A 23,504-nucleotide genomic window follows, 5' to 3' on the forward strand; every position below is an offset into this window, starting at 1 on the left:
TACCCGATGGCCTTGAGGACGGCTTCGCCGAGGCCAGCGGGGCTTTCGGCGACGACGATTCCGGCGGCTTGCATGGCTTCGATCTTGTCTTCAGCGCCGCCCTTGCCGCCGGCGACGATGGCGCCGGCGTGGCCCATGCGGCGGCCCGGAGGGGCGGTGCGGCCGGCGATGAAGCCGGCGGTCGGCTTCCAGCGGCCGCGCTTTTTCTCGTCGGCGAGGAACTGGGCGGCTTCTTCTTCCGCCGAGCCGCCGATCTCGCCGATCATGATGATCGAGGTGGTTTCGTCATCGGCGAGGAACCATTCCAGCGTGTCGATGTGTTCGGTGCCCTTGATCGGATCGCCGCCGATGCCGACGCAGGTGCTCTGGCCGAGGCCGACGTCCGTCGTCTGCTTGACCGCCTCGTAGGTCAGCGTGCCGGAGCGCGAGACGACGCCGACCGAGCCGCGCTTGTGGATGTGGCCGGGCATGATGCCGATCTTGCAGGCGTCCGGCGTGATGACACCGGGGCAGTTGGGGCCGATGAGGATCGACTTCGACGTCTCCAGCGCGCGCTTGACGCGCATCATGTCGAGCACCGGGATGCCTTCGGTGATCGCCACGATCACCTCCATCTCGGCGTCGATCGCCTCGAGGATCGAGTCGGCGGCGAAGGGGGGCGGGACGTAGATCACCGTGGCGTTGGCCTCGGTCACGTGCTTGGCCTCGTGGACCGAGTTGAAGACCGGCAGGCCGAGATGCTCCTGCCCGCCTTTGCCGGGGGTCACGCCGCCGACCATCTTGGTGCCATAGGCGATGGCCTGTTCGGAGTGGAATGTGCCTTGGCTGCCGGTCAGACCCTGGCAGATGACTTTGGTGTTTTCGTCGATGAGGACGGCCATGTGATTGGCTCCTGATATCTGTGTGGCGTCTTACGCGCGCCCGGAGTTGAAGTTCTGCCCGGCGGGGACCGCCGGGCTGCGCCGACCCGCCCCCCCGGGGCGGCGCATCTGCGCCTTCCCGCGGGTCGGCGCAGCCCTCTGCGCCCGGTGGCGATGTGTCGGCATCGAATGCATTCCGATCAGCCTTTCACGGCTTTGACAATCTTCTCCGCGCCGTCCTTGAGGTCGTCGGCGGCGATGACGTCGAGGCCGGAGGTGTTGATGATCTCCTTGCCCTTCTCGACGTTGGTGCCTTCGAGACGCACCACCAGCGGGACCTGCAGGCCGACCTCCTTGACCGCCGCCACGACGCCCTCGGCAATCACATCGCAGCGCATGATTCCGCCGAAGATGTTCACGAGGATGCCTTTGACGTTGGGGTCCGACGTGATGATCTTGAACGCCTCGGTGACCTTCTCCTTGGTCGCGCCGCCGCCCACGTCGAGGAAGTTCGCCGGCTCCGCGCCGTAGAGCTTGATGATGTCCATCGTCGCCATCGCTAGCCCTGCGCCGTTGACCATGCAGCCGATCTCGCCGTCGAGCGCGATGTAGTTCAGGTCATACTGCGAGGCCGCCAGCTCCTTGGGATCCTCCTCGGAGGTGTCGCGCAGCTCGGCGATGTCGGAGTGGCGGTACACGGCGTTGCCGTCAAAGCCCATCTTGGCATCGAGACACTTCAGATCGCCCGCGTCATCGACGATCAGCGGGTTGATCTCCAGCATCTCCATGTCCTTCTCGAGGAACATCTTGTAGAGCGTGCCCATCAGCGCCACGCATTGCTTCACCTGCTTGCCCTCGAGGCCCAGCATGAAGGCGATGCGGCGGCCGTGGAACGGCTGGTAGCCCGTCGCCGGATCGACCGAGAAGCTCAGGATCTTCTCCGGGGTCTCGGCGGCCACTTCCTCGATGTCCATGCCGCCCTCGGTCGAGCAGACGAAGGACACGCGGCTGGTCTGGCGATCGACCAGCAGCGCGAGGTACATCTCGGTGGAAATCCCCGCGCCGTCCTCGATATAGATCCGACCCACCTGCTTGCCCGCGGGGCCGGTCTGGTGGGTCACGAGCGTGCGCCCGAGCATCTTCTTGGCCTCGGAAGCGGCTTCCTCGACCGATTTGGTGATCCGAACGCCACCCTTCTCGCCCGCGTCGGCCTCCTTGAACGTGCCCTTGCCGCGCCCGCCGGCATGAATCTGCGCCTTCACGACCCAGATCGGACCATCCAGCTCACCCGCCGCCGTCTTCGCCTCTTCCGCCCGCAATACCGCACGCCCATCCGATACAGGCGCCCCATACGCCCGCAACAATCCCTTCGCCTGATACTCGTGTATGTTCATGGTTGTGTCCCGATTCCTGTGTTGCGGCGGCAAGTCGCGCCCTCAATTGCCGCGACATTAGCAACATCACAGTGGTTTGCATGCCCTTTTGCCGGAATTCCGACATATGTGATCACATAAAAAAATCATGTGATCACAAAAGCTGACGAGAGGGAAGGAATGGGCGAAGAGCGAGGGGGAATCGCACGGAATTTCGGAAAAATTGCCTCAACCCGTGGGGAGGCGAGATGCGTTTGAGCGTCTCGGGGCCGGCTTGATGCGCGCGGAGGCGAGGACCGGTTGAAGCGCCAGCGGCCTGGTTGCCGCTGACGGTCTGTTTCAGTGCTGCCCCGGCGCGCTGCGCTCGGGGCACGCGGATCAGGCGAGCGAGTCGTCGATGCCTTTGCAGGCGTCCACGAGCCCTTTGACCGCGCCCACGGAGCTGTCGAACATGGCCTGTTCTTCCTTGTCGAGCTTGATCTCGACGATCTTCTCGATCCCGCCCGCGCCGATCACGGTGGGGACACCGACGTAGAAGCCGTCGAGCCCATAGGCGCCGTCAACATAGGCCGCGCAGGGCAGGACGCGCTTTTGGTCCTTGAGATAGGCTTCGGCCATTTCGATGGCGGACGCGGCGGGCGCGTAGAAGGCCGAGCCGGTCTTGAGCAGCGAGACGATCTCGGCGCCGCCATCGCGGGTGCGCTGGACGATCGCGTCGAGCTTCTCCTGCGTGGTCCACCCCATTTTCACCAGGTCCGGCAGCGGGATGCCGGCGACGGTCGAGTAGCGGGTCAGCGGGACCATGGTGTCGCCGTGGCCGCCGAGCACGAAGGCGGTGACGTCTTTCATGGAAACATCGAATTCCACGCTGAGGAAATGGCGGAAGCGCGCGCTGTCGAGGATGCCCGCCATGCCGCAGACCTTCTCGTGGGGCAGGCCGGAGAATTCGCGCAGGGCCCAGACCATCGCATCGAGCGGGTTGGTGATGCAGATGACAAAGGCATCGGGCGCGTTGTCGCGGATGCCTTCACCCACCGATTTCATGACCTTGAGGTTGATGCCAAGCAGGTCGTCGCGGCTCATGCCCGGCTTGCGCGGGACGCCCGCGGTCACGATGCAGACATCCGCGCCGGCGATGTCCGAATAGGACTGGGTGCCCTTGAGACTTGCGTCAAACCCTTCGACCGGACCGGATTCGGCGATGTCGAGCGACTTGCCTTCCGGGGTGCCTTCGGCGATGTCGAAGAGAACGACGTCTCCCAATTCCTTCAGCGCGACGAGGTGCGCGAGCGTCCCGCCGATCTGTCCGGCGCCGATCAGGGCGATCTTCGGTCTGGCCATGAATTTGTCTCCAGTCGAGTTTTTTTGTTCCTGCGACTGCCTAGTCCCAAACCCCTTGTCTGACAAGGGCGCCGCGCCGCGGCATCCGCCACGCGCCCTCTCGCAAACCCCGGCGAACTAGTCTAAGTGACGGGGAGGACGATATTTTCCAAGTGTGCCCCCCGTGATCGAGACAAACCTGAGCTTTTTGATGGTAGCGATACCAGCGGTTGCCTTTGCGGGGCTGTCGAAAGCCGGCCTCGGCGGCGGCGCGGCCTTTGTCTCGTCATCGATTCTGGCGCTGGTGCTTGAGCCGGGGGAGGCTCTTGGCATCATGTTGCCGCTGTTGATGCTGGCGGATGTGTTTTCGCTCAAACCCTATTGGAAGCGCTGGAACTGGCCCGCGTCCAGGCTGCTCATCATCGGCGCGGTGCCGGGGATAGGGCTTGGCGGCTGGCTCTACACGATGGTGGATGCCGATAGCATCCGCCTGCTGATCGGGGTGATCTGCGTTGCGTTCGTGCTGTGGCAGGTGGGGGTCCGCCCGGCGCTCGCCCACCACGGATCACGCGCGGCGCCCGACTGGGTCGGGCTCTTGGCGGGGGTCATGGCAGGGTTCACCAGTTTCGTCAGTCACGCCGGCGGGCCGCCTGTGGCCGCCTACATGCTTTCGCAGAACCCGGAAAAAACCGAGTACCAGGCGACAACGGTGCTGGTGTTCTGGGTTGTGAACGCGGTGAAGTTCATCCCCTACGCGTTTCTGGGGATGTTCACGCTGGAGACCTTGCGGGTCGACCTCATTCTCGCCCCCTTCATGGTGCTGGGGGTCTGGGCCGGTGTGAAGCTGCACCGCGCCGTGCCGTCGGGGCCGTTCTTTGCCCTGACCTATCTCCTGCTTGCGGTGACAGGTCTGCGGTTGATCTGGCTCGGGCTGAGCCAGACCCCTTAAATGTCGGTCCCGGCGACGGGCAGCGCATCCATCACGGCTTCAAACGCCTGACCGCTGGCCACGAGGCAGGTCACGCCGGTCGCGGCCGTGGAGGTGATGGTCCAGCTGCCGGTTTCGGGCGAGGCAAAGACTTCGATCACGGTGTTGTTGGCGCCGAGGCCGAGGGACTGGCGGGTTTCACCGTATTTGTCGGCCAACCGCTTCACGACGGTTTCACGGGGCGCACATGCATTGCGCGTCTGAGCCTGAACGCTCGCCGCTGCAATGGAGAGAAAGCAAGCCGTCATCGTCAACATGGTCATCTTGAACTTCATGGTTTCAACTTTCGCTTTGAGTCCGGCTGCCGGCGAAACGGGGTGTGCGGGCGGCCGTCGAGGTTTCGTCACGTGCGGACGTGGTTTTTCCTGCGCTTGCCCCAACTTGCTTCCGGGGGCCCTCCTAGCGGTGTCCGGCATGGGTAAACACTGCAGGGTAAAGTGGAAATACGTGGTTAACGCGTCGCGCGTTTCTTGAGGAAACCGTCAATTGAAATCTCAGCTTGAACTATTCGCTAAAAAATGCCCCATATCGCGCAAGATAATTGCCGGAGAAAATCATGAGCAAACCCGCCGAAACCCGGACCAGACCGCTGCGATCTGTCCTCTATCTACCGGCGTCCAACGCGCGCGCGCTGGAGAAAGCGCAAGGACTTCAAGCCGATGCGATCATCTTCGATCTCGAAGACGCGGTCGCGCCGGAGGAGAAGGCGGCGGCCCGGGAGGCATTGCACCAGGCGCTTGCACAAAGAAACTACGGCTCGAGAATACGGATCGTGCGGATCAACGGGCTCGACACGGATTGGGGCGCGGCGGATGCGCGCGCCGTGGCGTCCATGGCCGCCGATGCGGTGCTCCTGCCCAAGGTCGAGAGCGCGGCCATGATTGACGAGGTCGCGGGGTTGGCAGGCGATGTGCCGGTCTGGGCCATGATGGAAACACCGCTGGGGATGCTGCGCGCGGAGGAGATCGCGGCGCATCCGAAGCTTGAGGGAATGGTCATGGGGACCAACGACCTCGCCAAGGATCTCGGGGCGCGCTTCCGGCCCGATCGGCTGGCGATGCAGACGGGGCTTGGTCTTTGCCTGCTGGCCGCCAAGGCCCACGGCGTGGCCATCGTTGATGGTGTCTACAACGCGTTCAAGGATGACGAGGGTCTGCGTGCGGAATGTGAGCAGGGGCGCGACATGGGATTCGACGGCAAAACCCTCATCCACCCCGCACAGCTCGCCGCAGCCAACGAGGCCTTTGCCCCCTCGGACGCCGAGATATCCCTCGCGCGGCGCCAGATCGATGCATTCGATGCAGCAAAGGCAGCGGGCAAGGGCGTCGCCGTGGTCGATGGCAGGATCGTTGAAAACCTCCACGTGGAAACGGCGCGCAAGACGCTTGCGCTGGCCAAAGCGATCGCCGACCTCTCGCGCTGACCGCCCCGGTTTTCGAACACAGCAAGGATGACACCCAGATGAAGCTCTACCGATTTCTCAGTGAAGACGACACCTCGGCGTTTTGCCACAAGGTCAGCGCTGCGTTGAACAAGGGTTGGTCGCTCCACGGCGGGCCGACCTACGCGTTTGATGAGGCGAATGGCGTGATGCGCTGCGGCCAAGCGGTGGTGAAGGAGGTCGAGGGGACCTATTCGCCGGACATGAAGCTGGGGGAGCAGTAGATGCCCAAGACCAACCCCGGGCGGTTCTTCGAGGACTATCGCCTCGGCGAGCAGATCGAGCATGCGGTGCCTCGGACGGTCTCGGGCGGCGAGCGCGCGCTCTACCATGCGCTTTACCCTGCGCGGCACGCCCTGACCTCTTCCGATGAGTTTGCCCGCGCCTGCGGCCTCGCGCGCAGCCCGCTCGACGATTGGGCCGCGTTTCACGTGGTGTTCGGCAAGACCGTCCCGGATATCTCGCTCAACGCCGTGGCCAATCTCGGCTACGCGCAGGGGCGCTGGCTCGCGCCGGTCTATCCGGGCGATACGCTCCGCGCGGTCTCGGAGGTCATCGGTCTGAAGGAAAATTCCAACGGAAAGTCCGGGATCGTCTGGGTGCGGAGCCGCGGCCTCAATCAAGATGAGCGTGTGGTGCTCGACTATGTTCGCTGGGTCATGGTGCGCAAGGGCGACCCCGCCGTGCCTGCGCCCGATCCGGTGATCCCGGAGCTAAAGCCGGCGCTCTCGGTCGAGGACTTGGTCGTGCCGGAGGGGCTCGATTTTTCGTCCTATGATTTCGGCCTGGCGGGAGAGCGCCACCGGTGGGGCGACTATGAGCCAGGCGAGATCATCGACCACACCGATGGGGTGACGATCGAGGAAGCCGAACACATGATCGCCACGCGGCTTTGGCAAAACACCGCCAAGGTGCATTTCGATGCGACCCAGCGGGAGGACGGCAAGCGTCTGATCTACGGCGGCCATGTCATTTCCATGGCGCGCGCGTTGAGCTTCAACGGGCTGGCAAACGCCCAACTGATCGCCGGGCTCAACGGCGGAGCCCATGCCAATCCCTGCTTTGCGGGCGACACGATCCGCGCCTGGTCCGAGGTGCTGGAGAAGGGCAAAACGGCCGCGCCGGGCGTCGGCGCGATCCGGCTGAGGTTGGTGGCGACGCGCGGCGGGGCCCCCGGGGCCTTGCGGGATGGGGTTGGAAAATACCTCCCCGACGTCTTGCTAGACCTTGATTATTGGGCATTTTTCCCGATTTGACGCTGAATGGAGACAGGCTTTTTCTGCACTGCAGAGAATTCTGTCTTGGAAAAAAAGGGAATCGCGGTATTGTATTCGCGGTTCTGCGACGATTGGACTACGTCGTGGGGCGACCTTTGAATTGGGGGAAGGTCAAACGATGAAAACATATCCTACGTCGACGCTCGAGGTGCTGTCAGTGCCCAATGAGCAAGTTTCGGACCTGGTGCGCTCTATGACTGCCGATCGCAGTTTCAGTTCGCTGGTCCATTCCATTAACGAGGACCTGATGGGGCGGGATCGGCAAAAGCGAGAGCTTGCCCGCAATGCCCTGAGCCATCTGGGGTTTGTCGAGTAAGGGCCCGGCTGGACCCGACGGCGAACTGCCCCGTAGCCTATTCTGTGATGTGAAGGCCGCCTGAGCGATTCTCTCGGGCGGCCTTCTGTCTTTAACAAGGCCTGAATCTTGTGATCACACGAATAATTTGCGTGATCACAAATGCGGTTTTCTGCACTGCCGCATGCGAAGCCCGATGATTTAAACATGTCATGCACGTGACATGGGGCTATTTTTGCGTAGAACAGAGGCAAGCCACCGAAAGGAGCAATCATGGCCGATGTCAATCGAGGGAACCGACCTCTCTCACCTCATCTCCAGATCTACGGCTGGCAGCTTCCGATGTTCTCGTCGATCCTCGTGCGGATGACGGGCATCGCGCTCTGGCTCGGGCTCTTTCTCGTGGTCTGGTGGCTGCTGGCCGCCGCGACATCCGACGGCGCTTTTGCCTTCATCGATGGATTGCTCCGCAGCTTCCTTGGGGATCTTGTCCTGCTCGCCGCGACCTGGGCGATTTTCTACCACATGCTCGGGCGCCTGCGCCACGTCATCTGGGACTTCGGATATTGCCTCGATGTGCCGACCTCGGAAAAACTGGCGATTGGCATGCTGGCGGGCGCCACGGTCCTGACCGTCATCGCCGCGATTCTGGTGTAGGGAGAGAGACATGCGTTTTCTGACCGATCGCAAGCGCGCCGAAGGCAATGGCTCCGCGCGCAGCGGCACCGAGCATCACTGGCACATGATGGTCCTCTCGATGGCCCTCGTCGTCGTGGTCCCAGCTTTCGTCCTCACCTTCGGCAGCGCGCTTGGCGGCTCGCGCGAAGAGGTCCTGGCTTTTTTCGCACGACCCTTCCCCGCTTTGGTGATGGCCGTGACGCTCGTTGTGCTGATCCTGCACCTGACCTCCGAAGTGGTCGAAGCGGTGGAGGATTACGTCCACGGCATCGCGGGCAAACTCACCCTGGTCGGCGTCAACGCCGCGTCATACATCCTGATGGGCGTCGGCCTCTTCGCAATCGCAAAACTCGCCCTCTGATCCGGAGCAACCGACAATGGCAGCTTACGAATACGAAACCCATGCCTATGATGTCGTCGTCGTGGGGGCCGGGGGCGCCGGTCTGCGCGCGACGCTGGGCATGGCCGAACAGGGGCTCCGCACCGCCTGCGTGACCAAGGTCTTCCCAACGCGGTCCCACACCGTGGCGGCGCAAGGCGGTATCGCCGCGTCGCTCTCCAACATGGGCCCGGATCACTGGCAGTGGCACATGTATGACACGGTCAAGGGGTCTGACTGGCTCGGCGACACCGATGCGATGGAATACCTCGCCCGTGAAGCGCCCAAAGCTGTCTATGAACTGGAGCACTACGGCGTTCCCTTCTCGCGGACCGAGGCGGGCACGATCTACCAACGCCCCTTCGGCGGCCACACCACCGAGTTCGGGGAAGGTCCCCCGGTGCAACGCACCTGCGCCGCCGCCGACCGGACCGGCCACGCGATCCTGCACACGCTCTACGGCCAGAGCCTCAAGAACAACGCCGAGTTCTACATCGAGTATTTCGCGATCGACCTGATCATGTCCGAGGACGGGCAGTGTCAGGGTGTGCTCGCCTGGAAACTGGATGACGGCACACTGCACCTTTTCTCCGCCAAGATGGTCGTTCTCGCGACGGGCGGCTACGGGCGCGCGTATTTCTCCGCGACCTCGGCCCACACCTGCACCGGTGACGGCGGCGGGATGGTCGCGCGGCAAGGCCTGCCGCTTCAGGACATGGAGTTCGTCCAGTTCCACCCGACCGGCATCTACGGCGCCGGTTGCCTCATCACTGAAGGCGCTCGGGGCGAGGGCGGGTACCTCACCAATTCCGAAGGCGAGCGCTTCATGGAGCGCTACGCGCCCACCTACAAGGATCTCGCCTCCCGCGATGTGGTTTCGCGCTGCATGACGATGGAGATCCGCGATGGCCGGGGTGTTGGCGCGGAAGGTGATCACATCCACCTCCACCTCAACCACCTGCCGCCCGAAACCCTCGCCGAGCGCCTTCCGGGGATCTCGGAATCCGCGCATATTTTTGCCGGGGTGGATGTGACCAAGGAGCCGATCCCGGTGTTGCCGACCGTGCACTACAACATGGGCGGTATTCCGACGAATTATTGGGGCGAAGTTCTCAACCCGACACAGGATGATCCTGATCGCATCTCTCCCGGCCTCATGGCCGTGGGCGAGGCGGGGTGCGCGTCGGTGCACGGGGCCAACAGGCTCGGCTCCAACTCGCTCATCGACCTCGTGGTCTTCGGCCGCGCCGCCGCGATCCGCGCGGGCCAGGTCGTCGATCCTGAAACCGCCGTGCCGACCCCGAACAAGGCGAGCATCGACGCCGCCCTCGCGCGCTTCGATCACTACCGCTACGCCGACGGCGCCATCCCGACCGCCGATCTGCGCCTCGAGATGCAAAAGACCATGCAGGCCGACGCCGCCGTCTTCCGGACGGACAAGACGCTCGCCGAGGGCTGCGAGAAGATGGACGCGGTGGCCGCGAAAGTCGCCGACCTCAAGGTCACGGATCGCTCGCTCGTCTGGAACTCGGATCTCATGGAAACGCTGGAGCTCACCAACTTGATGCCCAACGCGCTGGCCACGATCCACTCCGCGGTTGCGCGCAAGGAAAGCCGCGGCGCCCATGCGCATGAGGATTATCCGGATCGCGACGACGAGAACTGGCGCGTCCACACCCTCGCCACGGTGAGCGACAAGGTGGACCTGACCTATCGCCCGGTCCATCTCGACCCGCTCACCACCAGCGAAGAAGGCGGCATCGATCTCAAGAAAATCGCACCGAAAGCGCGGGTCTACTGATGTTACACCTGTTTCGAATTTCTAGTTCCTCAAAGATGTAGCGATGCCTTTATATCGCACCGAGCAAGAGTTGTTTTACTTCGTCCATGTTCCGAAATGTGCCGGGACAACAGTGACGGAGTATCTTGCCGTGCGGTTCGGGACTGCGGCATTCGAAGATCGCGCTTTTCGCCGGGATCCGCCTGAAAACCCTTGGACCAGATCTTCTCCCCAGCATATCGACGCTCGCAATCTCGAGCGTATATTGCCCAGGGAATTTTATGACTCCGCCGCTGCTATCGTACGTCATCCCGAGTCGAGGCTGGTTTCCGCCTTCAAGTTCCAGAAACGGCAAAAGACGATCCCCCGGCGAATGTCTCTTGAGAGGTGGCTCTATACTTTGCCAAGGGCCCAAAAAAAGAATGCGTTCGTTTATGATAACCACACCAGACCAATGGTGGAGTTTCTTCCGAAAGGCTGTGCATGGTTCAAATTAGAAGACGGTCTTGGCAAGTTTGTGGATTGGCTGGATAACCGGTTCGGCCCGGCACCAGAAGGTATTTCTTTGGGCCATGTGAAGAAATCACGCGAGACTGTTGAGGTGTCGGACAAAGCAAAACGACTGATCGTGGAGCGATATGCCATCGACTATGAAACGTTCGGATATGGAACGGCACCATGAGGCAGACGACGGAGAGGGTAAGGCTGATGCTCCCATGTCCGCCTCCGGAAGGCGGGCGGGCATGGGGAGACTACTATTTCGCCCAGTCGTTGAGCGAAGCTTTAAACCGGATTGGTGTATCGACGTCGCTGCAATTCGTGACAGAGAGGGAACCCGCAAGCGGGATTAAAGGCTGGATCAAGCGGATATCGTTCGAGCCGGGTGTTGATCTGGTCATTCGCGGCAAGGCGCCATTCAAGCGGCATTGGCCACGGCCGATATTTATTTGGCTGATTTCACAAGCCGACAAGCTGACCGAAAAGGAAATCTCTCGCGCTCGTCATATTTTTGTGGCTTCCCCTACCTACTGCGCCGAGCTTCAGGCACGCGGAGTTTCCGCAAGTCTTTTGCTGCAATGCACGGATCCTACGGTCTTTTCACCAGACAAGCGGCGAGCGGAACTCGCTTCGGACATACTTTTCGTAGGTAATCGCCGTAAATATGCGGAGCGGAACGTGGTGCGTGAATTGGTGGAAGCAGAGCTGCCGATACAGGTTTGGGGACGAGGCTGGAGCGATCTTTTACCCGCTGCGGTCTTTGGTGGCGAACACATTCCAAACCATTTGCTGGGCGGCTACTATGCCTCTGCGAACGTCGTGCTTAATGATCACACGGACTCGATGCGTAAAATGGGGTTTCTCTCGAACAGAGCCTACGATGTATTGGCGAGTGGGACTTCTCTGGTCACCGAACGTATGGATGGCGTTCCAGCTGAGTTCCGCGACCACATCTATCTTTATGATGAAGGTACTGCGGTCGATACGGTCAAGCGCGCACTACGAGCTCCCCATCGCGATCGCTCGGATATTGCAGCCTTGGTTCGCGAACATCACAGTTTCGATGTCCGAGCAAGGGTTTTGCGAGAGAAGATTTTCGGCGCATCGGTAGGGAGTTCGAAGTTTGGGGCTTCTACAAACACGCAATCGAACACAGCTAAACAAGCGGTAAGGGGAGGCGAATGAACCGACAATTCCTTGCAATTCACATCGTGGTATCTTGCTTTCTGCTTTCAGCATGCTCCGGCTTTTCTTCCAGTGCGGACCAGCTGGTTCGATCACAGGCGAAACAGGCGGTGAACAATACGGTTGCCGCCAGATTTCCCGGGATCGACGCGAGCTTTGCGACAGATTGCATCATAGACGCGGCAAGCTCTGACGAGTTGATCTATCTGGCGAGTTCCGCCGTTTCCGGAGGCGATCAACGGACCGTGAGCAAGATTTTGGAAATAGCACAACGCCCACAATCAGCTACGTGTATTGCCCAGAATGGCATTGCCAAGCTGCCACTTTGAGAGACGAGATCCATGGTTGAATTTACGCTACCTAAAAACTCCCGCATCCGCACGGGAAAGACCTGGCCCAAGCCTGCGGGGGCTACGAACGTCCGGAAGTTCAAGATTTATCGCTGGAACCCGGATGACGGCGAGAATCCCTCTGTCGACACCTATTTCGTCGACATGGATACCTGCGGGCCGATGGTTCTTGATGCTCTGATCAAGATCAAGAACGAGATTGATCCGACCCTGACCTTCCGCCGCTCCTGCCGTGAGGGGATCTGCGGCTCCTGTGCGATGAATATCGACGGGCGTAATACGCTCGCCTGCATTTATGGGATGGACGTGATCAAGGGCGACGTGAAGATCTACCCGTTGCCGCACATGCCTGTGGTCAAGGATCTCATTCCGGACCTCACGCATTTCTACGCCCAACACGCGTCGATCATGCCCTGGCTCGAGACCAAGACAAACCGGCCCGCCAAGGAGTGGAAGCAATCGATCGAGGATCGCAAGAAGCTCGATGGGCTTTATGAATGCGTGATGTGCGCGTCCTGTTCGACGTCCTGCCCGAGCTATTGGTGGAATGGCGATCGCTATCTCGGGCCGGCAGCGCTGCTTCATGCCTATCGGTGGATTATCGACAGCCGGGATGAAGCGACGGGCGAGCGGCTTGACGAACTGGAAGATCCGTTCAAGCTTTACCGCTGCCACACGATCATGAACTGCGCCAAGACCTGCCCCAAGGGGTTGAATCCGGCGAAGGCAATTGCGGAAATCAAGAAGATGATGGTTGAACGGCAGGTCTGAGGGCCGTCTGGACTCGACCACGCGGATGACGGGGGCGCTAAATGCGCCCCCTGTTTTGTTTAGCTGTTCGCAAAGGCTGCGCCGAGCGCGATCTCGACCATTTCGCCGAAGCTGCGCTCGCGCTCGTCCGCCGGAAGGGCTTCCTTCGTTTGCAGATGATCGGACACGGTCAGCACCGCGAGCCCCCGCACCCCATGACGCGCCGCGAGATTGTAAAGCTCTGCGGCTTCCATCTCGACGCCGAGAATGCCGTGCCGGGTCATGATGTCCGACAGGTCAGGGCGCTCATCGTAGAACACATCCGACGAGTAGATCCCGCCCACATGCGGCGCGATTCCCTTGGCTTCGGCAGTCTCAACGGCCGCGCGGAGCAGGGACCAATCGGCACAGGGCGCGAAATTGATCTCCCGGAATATGCCACGCGACGGAGTCGAAATCGATGTGGCCGTCATGGCAATGATCACGTCGCGGATCTTCACGTGCGACTGCATCGCGCCGCAGGATCCGATCCGGATCAAGGTCTTGGCGCCATATTGCGTAATCAGCTCGTTGGCATAGATCGACAGTGAGGGCATCCCCATGCCGGATCCGTGAATGGTCACGCGATGACCATTCCAGGTCCCCGTATAGGCGAGCATGCCACGGACCTCGTTAACGAGCTCGGCATCCTTCAGAAATGTCTCCGCCGCCCATTGCGCGCGACGGGGGTCGCCGGGCATGAGGACAGTCTCGGCAATCTGGCCCTTCTCGGCTCCGATATGCACAGTCATTTCAAATCGCCTCGCGGATCAGATGGCAAGATCTTCGACATCTTTTCCGGCATCAATCCAATCGATGACCCAGGCGGGTTTGCGCCCGCGGCCGGTCCATGTTTTGGTCGGATCTTCGGGATGGCGGTATTTCGGCGGGTTCTTGTCTTTGCCGCCGGATTTGTTCAGCAACTCATCCAGGGAATACCCAAATTCCTTCGCGGCCTTTTCGGCAGCAACCCGCGCTTCGGAGCGGGAACGCGCATCAACGGTTTTCAGGGCTTTGTCGATGTCCGCTCGCAATTGCAAAAGTTCATCACGGGACATTTTTTCGAGATCTATCGCCATTTTGGCCTCCATTTTTCGGAAGCAATTGGCTCTTGAGGCGGAAAGTGCAAGGGAAAAATTGTGTCAGAACCGGTGCTAACCTAGCGTCACTTATGGGAAAAGCTCTCTGGGGCGGTAATATTAACTATTTGCCGCCTTATTCTGCTGCGGTTTCGTGCCCGGGTGCTATGGTGATGATATCACTCATGATTGTATTGAGGTTGAAATCCTTCGGCGTATAAACGCGCATGACGCCCATGTTTTTCAATTCCTGGGCGTCCTTGTCAGGAATAATCCCCCCAACCACGACGGGAATATGCCCCAAGCCTTTTTCCCTCAACAGTTGCAAGAGCTTGGACACAAGCGGCAAATGGCTTCCTGAAAGAATGGAAAGGCCGATGACATGTGGCGCGCCGGTTTGCGCGGCGTCGGCAAGTTCGGCCGGGGTCATGCGGATACCATCATACTCCATATCCATGCCGCAGTCGCGCGCGCGGCAGGCGATCTGCTCGGCACCGTTGGAGTGCCCATCGAGGCCGGGCTTTCCGATCAGGACCTTTAGGCGCCGGCCAAGCCTGTCGCTCACAGCGTCGACCTCTGCGCGCAGGTCTTCGAGCCCTTTGGTCCGGTTGGACCGCGCGGCGGAGACGCCCGTGGGGCCCCGATACTGGCCGAAAACGCGGCGCATTTCCGCGGCCCATTCGCCGGTGGTCACCCCGGCCCGGGCCGCGTCGATGGAGGCTGGCATGATGTTGTCCCCCGCCTCAGCTGCCGAGCGCAGGGTCGCGAGAGCCTGTGCCACTGCCGCGCCATCGCGGGTCGCGCGCCAGTCCTCAAGCTGTGCGATCTGCTGCGCTTCGACTGCGGGATCGACCGTCATGATCGTCGCGCCGCCTTCCATCAGCGGACTCGGCTCTCCCTCGGTCCACCGATTGACACCGACAACAACGGACTCCTTGCGCTCGATCCGCCCGATCCTCTCCAGGTTGCTCTCCACCAGACGGCTTTTCATATAGTCGATCGCCCCGATGGCCCCGCCCATCGCGGTCAAGGTGCCGAGCTCATGCCGCGCCGCGGTCTTCAGCTCCTTGACTTTGGCCTCCACGGCCGGATTGCCGTCAAACAGATCGTCAAATTCCAGAAGGTCGGTTTCATAGGCGAGGATCTGTTGCATCCGCATCGACCATTGCTGATCCCATGGTCGCGGCAATCCGAGGGCTTCGTTCCACGCCGGCAATTGCACCGCCCGCGCACGCGCGTTGCGCGAGAGCGTGACCGCGAGCATTTCGATGAGGATGCGGTGGACATTGTTTTCCGGCTGTTGCTCGGTCAGCCCCAGCGAATTGACCTGCACCCCGTAGCGGAAGCGGCGGTATTTCGCATCGGCCACGTCATAACGCTCGCGGCAAATTTCGTCCCACAAGTCGACAAAGGCGCGCATCTTGCACATTTCGGTCACGAACCGAATGCCGGCGTTTACGAAGAAGGAAATCCGCCCCACCAACGCTGGGAAATCTTCCGCCGCGACCCGGGGGCGCAATTCGTCAAGCACGGCAATCGCCGTGGCCAGCGCAAAGGCAAGCTCCTGTTCAGGTGTCGCGCCAGCCTCCTGCAAATGATAGGAGCAGACGTTCATCGGGTTCCATTTCGGAACGTGCCGGTAGCAATATTCGGCCACGTCGCCGATCATTTTGAGCGAGGGTTGCGGTGGGCAGATATAGGTGCCCCGGCTGAGATATTCCTTGATCAGGTCATTCTGGACCGTGCCCTGAAGCTTGGTGATATCCGCTCCCTGCTCCTCGGCGACGGCGATATAGAGGGCCAAAAGCCAGGGCGCGGTGGCGTTGATCGTCATCGAGGTGTTCATCTGATCGAGCGGGATCTGATCGAAGAGCGCGCGCATGTCGCCCAGATGCGCCACCGGGACGCCCACCTTGCCGACCTCGCCGCGCGCCAGCTCATGATCGCTGTCATAGCCGGTCTGGGTCGGCAGATCGAAGGCCACCGAAAGCCCGGTCTGCCCCTTGGCCAGATTGGCGCGGTAGAGCGCGTTGGAGGCCTGCGCGGTGGAGTGCCCCGCATAGGTCCGGATGAGCCAGGGGCGGTCTTTTGGGCGATCGGTCATGGCGGCGGTCAACTCGCTTGGGGTAATAATATTTCCTTACGCTCGTGATATGCGAAACAAAGTGGCCGTGTCAATTCGCTGCGTTGCGGCGAGGGCGCGCTCTTGTCGTCGGGGCCCGTCTTTGCCAACGTCGCGCCATGACATCGACCGTCGAACTCCCGCTGTGGCTATTCATCGTCATCCTGCTTTTCGCGGCGATCACGGCGGCCAGTCATCTGCTTTTCCCCTCCGTGCGCTGGTTCTTCCGGCGGCGGATGGAGCGGGTCGTGACGCGAGTCAACAAACGGCTGGCGCGGCCGATCCAGCCCTTCAAGCTCCTGCGCAGGCAGGACATGATCCAGAGACTGGTTTACGATCCGGAAGTGACGAAGGCGATCGTGGTCTATGCCGAGGCCAACGGCGTGCGGGAAGACGTCGCCTTCGAGCAGGCCAAGCGCTATGCGCGCGAAATCGTCCCCTCCTTCAGCGCCACGGCCTACTTCGGGTTTGCGATCCGTGCCGCGCGCTGGCTCTCCAATGCGCTCTATCGGGTGCGGCTGAGCCATGATGACGAGGCCGCCATCCGCCGGATCGACCCCGAAGCGACGATCGTCTTCGTCATGAATCACCGCTCCAACATGGATTACGTGCTGGTCACCTATCTCGCCGCGCGCAAATCCGCGCTGTCCTATGCGGTCGGCGAATGGGCGCGGCTCTGGCCGCTGAGCGCGCTGGTCCGAGGGATGGGCGCGTATTTCATCCGGCGCAACTCGCGCAACGCGCTCTATCGCAAGGTCCTGGCGCAATACGTGCGCAAGGCGACGGACGGCGGCGTCGCGCAGGCGATTTTCCCCGAAGGCGGGCTGAGTCTGAATGGCGCGGTGCAGACACCGAAGATGGGGCTCCTGAGCTATCTGGTGGAGGGGTATCGCAGCGGGGGGCGCAATGTCGTCTTTGTGCCGGTGGCGCTGAACTATGACCGTGTGCTGGAGGATCGCGTCCTTCTCGGGGCCGGCAAGGCGGGCGCGCGCCGGTTTCAGGGCGGCGTGCGCACGGCGTTCGCCTTCGTGGCGGAGCGGCTATGGCTCTGGGTGTCGCGGCGCTATCGGCGCTTTGGCTATGCGGCGGTTCACTTCGGTCTGCCGCTGTCGCTGGCCGAGGCCGTTGCGCAGGAGGAGGAGCCCACGGAGGCCCTGGCCACTGCGCTGATGGCGCGTATCGCGCGGGATGTTCCGGTCCTGCCTGTGCCGTTGGTGGCGCAGGTGTTGGCGCGTGGGGGCGACTGGGCACGAGGAGATCTCGACGCGGAGACCGCGGCGTTGAAGGCGCGGTTGGCCGATGTGCCCGGCCATTTCCCCTCGGAAGATACGGCGGAAATCGTGGAGTTTGCGCTGCGGCTGCTGAAAGAGCGCAAGCTCGTTGTGGAGGGGGGCGGAACGATCACCGTGCCCGAGGAGCATCGGCCGACCATCGAGTTTTACGCCCGCTCCATTGCTCAGCACCTGGAGTCACCGGCTCCGGATAAGCAGACCTCTCTCACGGCGGGAGAGGTTCAGACGGAGAGGGGCACTCCCGAATCCGCAAAGACATAAAATTACAAAAACAATGCAAATGGTGTTGCATTGTTGCTCGCCAATCCATAAATCCGGGGTAAGCCGCGATTCTGCACTGCGGCGTAAGGACAGGTATGGAGACGGTCATGGCGCTGGACACAGACGGAGAGCCCTTCAACTACGAAGCCCCGGAGAAAGACCTCTACGAGGTCGGTGAGATGCCCCCGATGGGGTATGTGCCCAAGCAGATGTATGCTTGGACGATCCGGCGGGAGCGCCACGGGGAGCCTGATACGTCGTTTCAGGTCGAGGTGGTCGATGTGCCCAAGCTCGACAGCTATGAGGTGCTGGTGCTCGTCATGGCGGCGGGGGTGAACTACAACGGCGTCTGGGCCGGGCTCGGCGTGCCGATCAGCCCATTTGACGTCCACAAGGCGGAGTTTCACATCGCGGGCTCGGATGCGTCCGGGATCGTCTGGGCCGTGGGCGACAAGGTCACGCGCTGGAAGGTGGGCGACGAGGTCGTGATCCACTGCAATCAGGATGACGGCGATGACGAAGAGTGCAACGGCGGCGATCCGATGTACTCGCCCTCGCAGCGGATCTGGGGCTACGAGACGCCCGACGGCTCCTTCGCCCAGTTCACCAATGTGCAGGCCCAGCAGCTCATGCCCCGACCGCGCCACCTCACTTGGGAGGAGAGCGCCTGCTACACGCTGACGCTCGCAACGGCCTACCGGATGCTCTTCGGCCACCACCCGCATGAACTCAAGCCGGGGCAGAATGTCCTCGTCTGGGGCGCGTCCGGCGGCCTCGGCTCCTATGCGATCCAGCTCATCAATACCGCCGGCGCCAATGCGATCGCCGTGATCTCCGAGGAGGACAAACGCGAGTTCGTCCTCGGGCTCGGCGCCAAGGGGGTGATCAACCGCAAGGACTTCGATTGCTGGGGCCAGCTGCCCAAGGTCAACACCGACGCGTACAAGACCTGGTTCGCCGAGGTGCGCAGGTTCGGCAAGGCGATCTGGGACATCACCGGCAAGGGCGTCAACGTCGACATGGTCTTCGAGCACCCGGGCGAGGCGACCTTCCCGGTCTCAACCTTCGTGGTGAAAAAGGGCGGCATGGTGGTGATCTGCGCCGGGACAACCGGCTACAACCTCACCATGGACGCGCGCTACGTCTGGATGCACCAGAAACGCATTCAGGGCAGCCACTTTGCCCACCTCAAGCAGGCGGCGGCGGCCAACAAGCTCATGGTCGAGCGGCGTCTCGATCCCTGCATGTCCGAGGTGTTTCCCTGGGCTGAGATCCCGCAGGCCCATATGAAGATGCTGCGCAACGAGCACAAACCCGGCAACATGGCGGTCCTCGTCCAGACACCGCGCACCGGTTTGCGCACATTGGAGGACGCGCTGGCCGCTGCCGGCGGCTAGGATTCGGACGCATTTACCACGATCGGACGGGGCCTCAGAGGGGCGCGCAGGGGTCTGCGGCGGAACTCTCAGACCCCGTCCGTTTCATTTCAATAGCTTGAAATTTGCCCCCTCGCTATTTCTGGGGAGTTGAAAAACGTGAATTTCGCGACGTTTTCGCTTCATGGTAGTCTTATGTTAACGAGTTATTAACCACCAGAAAGCGAGAAATCCCATGCAAAGCACTTGGATCGTCGACGTAATCGCGGATCTTCGGACCTACGCCCGCACGAACGACCTTTCGGCTCTCGCCGAGCAGCTGGATGATGCGCTCATGGTGGCCGCGATAGAGACCTCCCCGGTGCCATCGAACACAACGGTGGGGGACAGCCGTGCTTATGAAGGCTTCGGTAGACACAATTCTCGAGCAATTGGAGCAGGCGACCGCGCTTGAAGACATGCAGGCGGTCGCGGAAGCTCTCCGCGATCGCTTCAATGTCTCTCATGTGGTCTACCACTGGGTCAGCAGTTCAGGCGAACAATACGGCTGCGGAACCTACTCAATCGAATGGGTCGAACGCTACCTTGAAAAGGAATATCTGCGCGTCGATCCGGTGATCACCGGTTGCTACAACAGCTTTCACCCGGTGGATTGGAAACAACTGGATTGGTCTGGCAAGGCCACCCGCCAGTTCCAGAAGGAGGCAATAGAGTATGGGGTCGGCCGCCAAGGCTACTCCATCCCGACAAGAGGGCCCAACGGCCAATACGCACTCTTCACCGTCACCGACGACCGAAGCGACGAGGAATGGGAAGAGTTCGCAGAGGCCAACCGCCGAAGTCTCATCATCGTGGCCCATGCCATGAACGAGAAGGCGCTGGAGCTTGAACCCGGGCGAGAAGGACCACCCATCACCGCTCTGTCCCCGAGGGAGGTTGATGCGATTACCTGTCTCGCTCTTGGTCAGTCCCGCGCACAGGCGGCCCAGAAGCTCTCGATCTCGGAACACACCCTGCGCGTCTATATCGAAAGCGCGCGGCACAAACTCGGCGCTCTCAACACCACCCACGCGGTGGCCCGCGCAATGCAAAGAGGCCTGATCGTTGTCTGAATCCTGCCGCACCGTACGGTGCGGTCAATGGTCGTTCATTGCCGCGCACGGCCCGGATCATTCCTGTTAACCACTGCAAACGCACCATGACCCCATCGAACATTCATCGGGGAATGACACCATGCTGCGCTACATCTACGCTTCCGAACTCGACAACTACCCGCTGCTTCGCGACACCATGTTCCGCGACCGCGCCAATCAGTTCAAGGATCGCCTTGGCTGGGACGTGACCGTCGACGAGAACGGGTTCGAGAAGGATCAATACGACGAGCTCAACCCGCTCTACGTGATCTGGGAACGCGCCGACGGGCGCCACGGCGGCTCGATGCGCTTCCTGCCGACCACCGGCCGCACGATGGTCAATGAACACTTCCTTCATGTCACGGACGGCGTCGAAATCCGCTCTGGCCTGATCTGGGAATGCACGCGGTTCTGCCTCGCGCCTGGCGCCGAGGGCAACGTGGCGGGCGCGCTGATGCTCGCCGGCGGTGAGATCATGGACCGTTTCTCGCTGGATCATTTCGTCGGCGTGTTCGACGCCCGCATGATCCGCATCTACACCCGCATCGGCGCCAAGCCGACCGTTCTGGGCACGGATGGCGAAGGCCGCGAGGCCATCAGCGTCGGTCTGTGGGAATTCTCCAAGGAAGCCAAGGAACTGGTGGCCAAACGCGCGGGCCTGACCCTCGCGCTCTCCGACCACTGGTTCCGCCAGGCCTTTGAGCGCAACGTGCCGCAATTGGCCGCCATCGCCTGAAACACCGCTTCCCCCCGGTGAGCGGCGCGCGTAATGTCTGGCCATGCGCGCGCCCGCCCTCACCTTCTCAGACGATCAGGCCGAAGCCCACGACCGCATCTCCGAGATGCTGGCCTCCGTGGGCGTCGATCTGCTGAACGACACGCTGACCCCGCCCAAAGAGGGCAAGACCAACGTTCTGGCCATCACCGGCAAGGCCGGGTCCGGCAAGACACTCCTCCTCGCGGAACTGGTGCGCGCCTTGCAAAAGGCGGGCGTGGAGGTCATTTCGGGCGACTATGAAGGCCGCCGCCGCAAGGATCGCAGGACGATCGCCGTCCTCGCGCCGACCAACAAGGCCGCCAGCGTGCTTCGGATGCGTGGCGTCCCCGCCACCACCATCCACCGCATCCTCTACACCCCGGTCTATGACCCGGAGTACGAGAAGATCGCCGATTGGCTTGCGGGCAACGGCGACCGGCCCGAGATCGACGGGCTGACCGACGAGTCGCTCGACCGGGCCAAGGGGTTTTACGACCGTACGCCCTCGGTTCCCGGCGCGTTTGCCGCCGCCGGTCTGCGCGGCTCGGACTTCATCACCGGATGGAAACGCCGCGAGGAGCCGCTGGACATCGGGCTCATCGACGAGGCTTCGATGCTCGATGCGCGGCAGTTCGATGACCTCAAGGAAATCTTCCCTACGCTCCTGCTGTTCGGCGATCCGGCCCAACTCGCCCCGGTGGGGCAATCGGGCGAGATGATCTTCGACAAGCTCCCGGAGAAGCGCATCCTCTCGCTCGCCCGCGTCCACCGCCAAGAGGCCGACAACCCGATTCTCGATCTCGCCCATGCCCTGGGTGATCCCGACCTGAGCTTTGAAGACTTCGAATCCATGGTCGAGTCGGCTGCGCGGCGCGACGAACGCGTCATCTGGGGCCAGCGGGTCGAAGTCGATCTGATGGCCCGCTCGCCGGTTCTTGTCTGGCGCAACGCGACGCGCATCCGCCTGATCAACGCGTTCCGTTCGGTGCACGGCGCGCCGGAGGATGCGCTCCTGCCTGGCGAGCCGCTGATCTGCGATGGGCTGGAGCTCCCGCTCAAACACCGCAAGAAACGGCTCGATCTTGAGGCCCGCGGCCTGGTGAAGGGGGCTCAGGTGGTCTATCTCGAACCCGGCCGCCGCTCGGGGTTTTCGCGCCTGCATGTCATCGGCGCGGAGGATCCCCAGCTCAGTGCGGCTTCCATCGTGAAGATCGAAAAACCCGGAGAGGAAGAGCCCTTTATCCCCTACGCCGCCCACATGGGCGCGGTCTTCCTGCATGGTGCGGCCGTGACGATCCACAAGGCGCAGGGCTCGCAGTGGGAGGCCGTTCAGGTCTTCGCGCCGGACCTCTATGCCGCGGCGCGGATGGGGCGCAACGAGGCGGGACAGCCGCTGTGGAAACGTCTGGCCTATGTGGCGATCACCCGGGCGCAGGAGCGGCTTCACTGGGTGGTGCGCGCGCGTCTCTCCAAACCCTCGGGGCCGCTGCGCGTGGACGATCTGCGCGCCGCGCCCGCGCCCCTGACGCTGGAAACCACGGAGGCGGAATGAAAAGCATCGTAATCACAGGCGCCAGCAGCGGTATCGGCGCGGCCTGCGCCCGGGAGTTCCTCGACGCGGGCTGGCAGGTCGGCCTTCTCGCACGCTCGGAAGACAAGCTCCGCACCATCGCCGAGGGCCGCGCGGGCGCCCACACCCTGCCCGCCGACGTGACCGACCCGGATGCTGTCGCGGCCGCCTTCGAGCGCTTCACCGCCTCCACGGGCCGCCTCGACGTGCTCTTCAACAACGCCGGAACCTTCGGGCGCGCGGCCCTCATCGACGAGCTCTCGCCGGAGGAATGGCGCGCCGTGGTGGATGTCAACGTCACCGGCATGTTCCTCGCCGCCCGCGCCGCCTTCGCCCAGATGCGCCGCCAGAGCCCGATGGGCGGGCGAATCATCAACAACGGATCGATCTCGGCCCACGCCCCGCGCGAGAACTCGGTGGCCTACACCACGACGAAACACGCGATCACCGGGCTGACCAAGACGCTCTCGCTCGATGGCCGCGCCTTCGACATCGCTTGCGGCCAGATCGATATCGGCAACGCCCGCACCGAGCTTCTGGACGGGATTATCGCCGCCTCAAGCGGCCCGCCGCCGCCGACGATGGAGGTGGCTGACGTGGCCCGCGCGGTGCGTCAGATGGCGGAGCTACCGGCAGAGGCGAATGTGCAGTTCATGACGCTGATGGCGACGAAAATGCCCTACGTGGGAAGAGGTTAGCGC

General features: G+C 62.2%; 25 protein-coding genes. 18 read left to right on the forward strand and 7 right to left on the reverse strand.

The window, feature by feature from the left end:
* The 3 genes from sucD to mdh form a co-directional block, all read right to left on the reverse strand.
* Nucleotides 1-881: succinate--CoA ligase subunit alpha (gene sucD, locus BM353_RS08365; RefSeq protein WP_092077473.1), on the reverse strand; the 881-nt coding region annotated here is incomplete at its 3' end.
* Nucleotides 882-1,060: 179 nt separating this feature from the next.
* Nucleotides 1,061-2,254: an ADP-forming succinate--CoA ligase subunit beta gene (gene sucC, locus BM353_RS08370; RefSeq protein WP_092077475.1), complete on the reverse strand. Its 1,194-nt coding sequence runs from the start codon at nt 2,252-2,254 to the stop codon at nt 1,061-1,063.
* Nucleotides 2,255-2,611: 357 nt separating this feature from the next.
* A complete protein-coding gene (gene mdh, locus BM353_RS08375) occupies nt 2,612-3,574 on the reverse strand; it encodes a malate dehydrogenase (RefSeq protein ID WP_092079264.1) in 963 nt (320 codons plus the stop codon).
* A gap of 190 nt (nt 3,575-3,764) precedes the next feature.
* Between mdh and BM353_RS08380 the strand changes: the two genes are divergently transcribed.
* The gene (locus BM353_RS08380; RefSeq protein WP_092079965.1) at nt 3,765-4,502 is read left to right on the forward strand and encodes a sulfite exporter TauE/SafE family protein; all 738 of its coding nucleotides are present in this window, start codon (nt 3,765-3,767) and stop codon (nt 4,500-4,502) included.
* Here the strand turns inward: BM353_RS08380 and BM353_RS08385 are convergent.
* A complete protein-coding gene (locus BM353_RS08385) occupies nt 4,499-4,798 on the reverse strand; it encodes a hypothetical protein (protein WP_177220521.1) in 300 nt (99 codons plus the stop codon). The genes BM353_RS08380 and BM353_RS08385 overlap by 4 nt on opposite strands.
* Nucleotides 4,799-5,097: 299 nt before the next feature.
* Between BM353_RS08385 and BM353_RS08390 the strand changes: the two genes are divergently transcribed.
* The 11 genes from BM353_RS08390 (at nt 5,098) to BM353_RS08435 (ending at nt 13,195) form a co-directional block, all read left to right on the forward strand.
* Nucleotides 5,098-5,964, forward strand: coding sequence for an HpcH/HpaI aldolase/citrate lyase family protein (locus tag BM353_RS08390; protein ID WP_092079267.1), 867 nt, complete (start codon nt 5,098-5,100; stop codon nt 5,962-5,964).
* Between the two features lie 38 nt (nt 5,965-6,002).
* Entirely contained in the window at nt 6,003-6,206 is a 204-nt protein-coding gene (locus tag BM353_RS08395) for a DUF1737 domain-containing protein (protein ID WP_092079270.1), read from the forward strand.
* The gene (locus BM353_RS08400; protein WP_092079273.1) at nt 6,207-7,238 is read left to right on the forward strand and encodes a MaoC family dehydratase; all 1,032 of its coding nucleotides are present in this window, start codon (nt 6,207-6,209) and stop codon (nt 7,236-7,238) included.
* A 214-nt stretch (nt 7,239-7,452) separates the two neighbouring features.
* Nucleotides 7,453-7,575 (forward strand): hypothetical protein, encoded by a 123-nt coding sequence (locus BM353_RS17165; RefSeq protein WP_281248113.1) that lies wholly within the window; start codon nt 7,453-7,455, stop codon nt 7,573-7,575.
* A gap of 252 nt (nt 7,576-7,827) precedes the next feature.
* Nucleotides 7,828-8,211 carry a succinate dehydrogenase, cytochrome b556 subunit gene (gene sdhC / locus BM353_RS08410; RefSeq protein WP_092079279.1) on the forward strand — a complete coding sequence of 128 codons (384 nt, stop codon included), beginning with the start codon at nt 7,828-7,830 and terminating at the stop codon, nt 8,209-8,211.
* Nucleotides 8,212-8,221: 10 nt separating this feature from the next.
* The gene (locus BM353_RS08415) at nt 8,222-8,593 is read left to right on the forward strand and encodes a succinate dehydrogenase, hydrophobic membrane anchor protein (protein WP_092079282.1); all 372 of its coding nucleotides are present in this window, start codon (nt 8,222-8,224) and stop codon (nt 8,591-8,593) included.
* Between the two features lie 16 nt (nt 8,594-8,609).
* On the forward strand, nt 8,610-10,412 hold the full coding sequence (gene sdhA, locus BM353_RS08420; RefSeq protein ID WP_092079285.1) for a succinate dehydrogenase flavoprotein subunit: 1,803 nt from the start codon (nt 8,610-8,612) through the stop codon (nt 10,410-10,412).
* A 43-nt stretch (nt 10,413-10,455) separates the two neighbouring features.
* Nucleotides 10,456-11,073 (forward strand): sulfotransferase family 2 domain-containing protein, encoded by a 618-nt coding sequence (locus BM353_RS08425; RefSeq protein WP_092079288.1) that lies wholly within the window; start codon nt 10,456-10,458, stop codon nt 11,071-11,073.
* The gene (locus tag BM353_RS16610; RefSeq protein WP_143104128.1) at nt 11,070-12,074 is read left to right on the forward strand and encodes a glycosyltransferase family protein; all 1,005 of its coding nucleotides are present in this window, start codon (nt 11,070-11,072) and stop codon (nt 12,072-12,074) included. The genes BM353_RS08425 and BM353_RS16610 overlap by 4 nt, the downstream gene beginning before the upstream one ends.
* Nucleotides 12,071-12,403 carry a succinate dehydrogenase gene (locus BM353_RS16615; RefSeq protein WP_143104129.1) on the forward strand — a complete coding sequence of 111 codons (333 nt, stop codon included), beginning with the start codon at nt 12,071-12,073 and terminating at the stop codon, nt 12,401-12,403. Before BM353_RS16610 ends, BM353_RS16615 begins: the two co-directional genes overlap by 4 nt.
* A 12-nt stretch (nt 12,404-12,415) precedes the next feature.
* A complete protein-coding gene (locus BM353_RS08435) occupies nt 12,416-13,195 on the forward strand; it encodes a succinate dehydrogenase iron-sulfur subunit (RefSeq protein ID WP_092079293.1) in 780 nt (259 codons plus the stop codon).
* 59 nt (nt 13,196-13,254) lie between these two features.
* Here the strand turns inward: BM353_RS08435 and deoD are convergent, their stop codons facing one another.
* From deoD to BM353_RS08450, 3 genes are all read right to left on the reverse strand, one after another.
* A complete protein-coding gene (deoD, locus tag BM353_RS08440; RefSeq protein WP_092079296.1) occupies nt 13,255-13,965 on the reverse strand; it encodes a purine-nucleoside phosphorylase in 711 nt (236 codons plus the stop codon).
* 18 nt (nt 13,966-13,983) lie between these two features.
* Nucleotides 13,984-14,292: an H-NS histone family protein gene (locus BM353_RS08445; protein ID WP_092079971.1), complete on the reverse strand. Its 309-nt coding sequence runs from the start codon at nt 14,290-14,292 to the stop codon at nt 13,984-13,986.
* A 136-nt stretch (nt 14,293-14,428) separates the two neighbouring features.
* Nucleotides 14,429-16,396: a protein meaA gene (locus BM353_RS08450; protein ID WP_092079974.1), complete on the reverse strand. Its 1,968-nt coding sequence runs from the start codon at nt 16,394-16,396 to the stop codon at nt 14,429-14,431.
* 137 nt (nt 16,397-16,533) lie between these two features.
* Here BM353_RS08450 and BM353_RS08455 point away from each other — a divergent pair, with 137 nt between their 5' ends.
* The 6 genes from BM353_RS08455 (at nt 16,534) to BM353_RS08480 (ending at nt 23,501) form a co-directional block, all read left to right on the forward strand.
* On the forward strand, nt 16,534-17,967 hold the full coding sequence (locus BM353_RS08455) for a 1-acyl-sn-glycerol-3-phosphate acyltransferase (RefSeq protein WP_092079299.1): 1,434 nt from the start codon (nt 16,534-16,536) through the stop codon (nt 17,965-17,967).
* 107 nt (nt 17,968-18,074) lie between these two features.
* Nucleotides 18,075-19,364 carry a crotonyl-CoA carboxylase/reductase gene (gene ccrA / locus BM353_RS08460; protein ID WP_092079977.1) on the forward strand — a complete coding sequence of 430 codons (1,290 nt, stop codon included), beginning with the start codon at nt 18,075-18,077 and terminating at the stop codon, nt 19,362-19,364.
* A gap of 377 nt (nt 19,365-19,741) precedes the next feature.
* The gene (locus BM353_RS08465; protein ID WP_092079302.1) at nt 19,742-20,455 is read left to right on the forward strand and encodes a helix-turn-helix transcriptional regulator; all 714 of its coding nucleotides are present in this window, start codon (nt 19,742-19,744) and stop codon (nt 20,453-20,455) included.
* A 121-nt stretch (nt 20,456-20,576) separates the two neighbouring features.
* On the forward strand, nt 20,577-21,212 hold the full coding sequence (locus BM353_RS08470) for an acyl-homoserine-lactone synthase (protein WP_092079305.1): 636 nt from the start codon (nt 20,577-20,579) through the stop codon (nt 21,210-21,212).
* Between the two features lie 43 nt (nt 21,213-21,255).
* A complete protein-coding gene (locus BM353_RS08475) occupies nt 21,256-22,785 on the forward strand; it encodes an ATP-dependent DNA helicase (RefSeq protein ID WP_092079308.1) in 1,530 nt (509 codons plus the stop codon).
* Nucleotides 22,782-23,501, forward strand: a complete 720-nt coding sequence (locus BM353_RS08480; RefSeq protein WP_092079312.1) for an SDR family oxidoreductase — start codon at nt 22,782-22,784, stop codon at nt 23,499-23,501. Before BM353_RS08475 ends, BM353_RS08480 begins: the two co-directional genes overlap by 4 nt.
* Nucleotides 23,502-23,504: the final 3 nt, after the last annotated feature.

It is taken from the genome of Poseidonocella sedimentorum, assembly GCF_900116005.1.
GTDB lineage: Bacteria > Pseudomonadota > Alphaproteobacteria > Rhodobacterales > Rhodobacteraceae > Poseidonocella > Poseidonocella sedimentorum.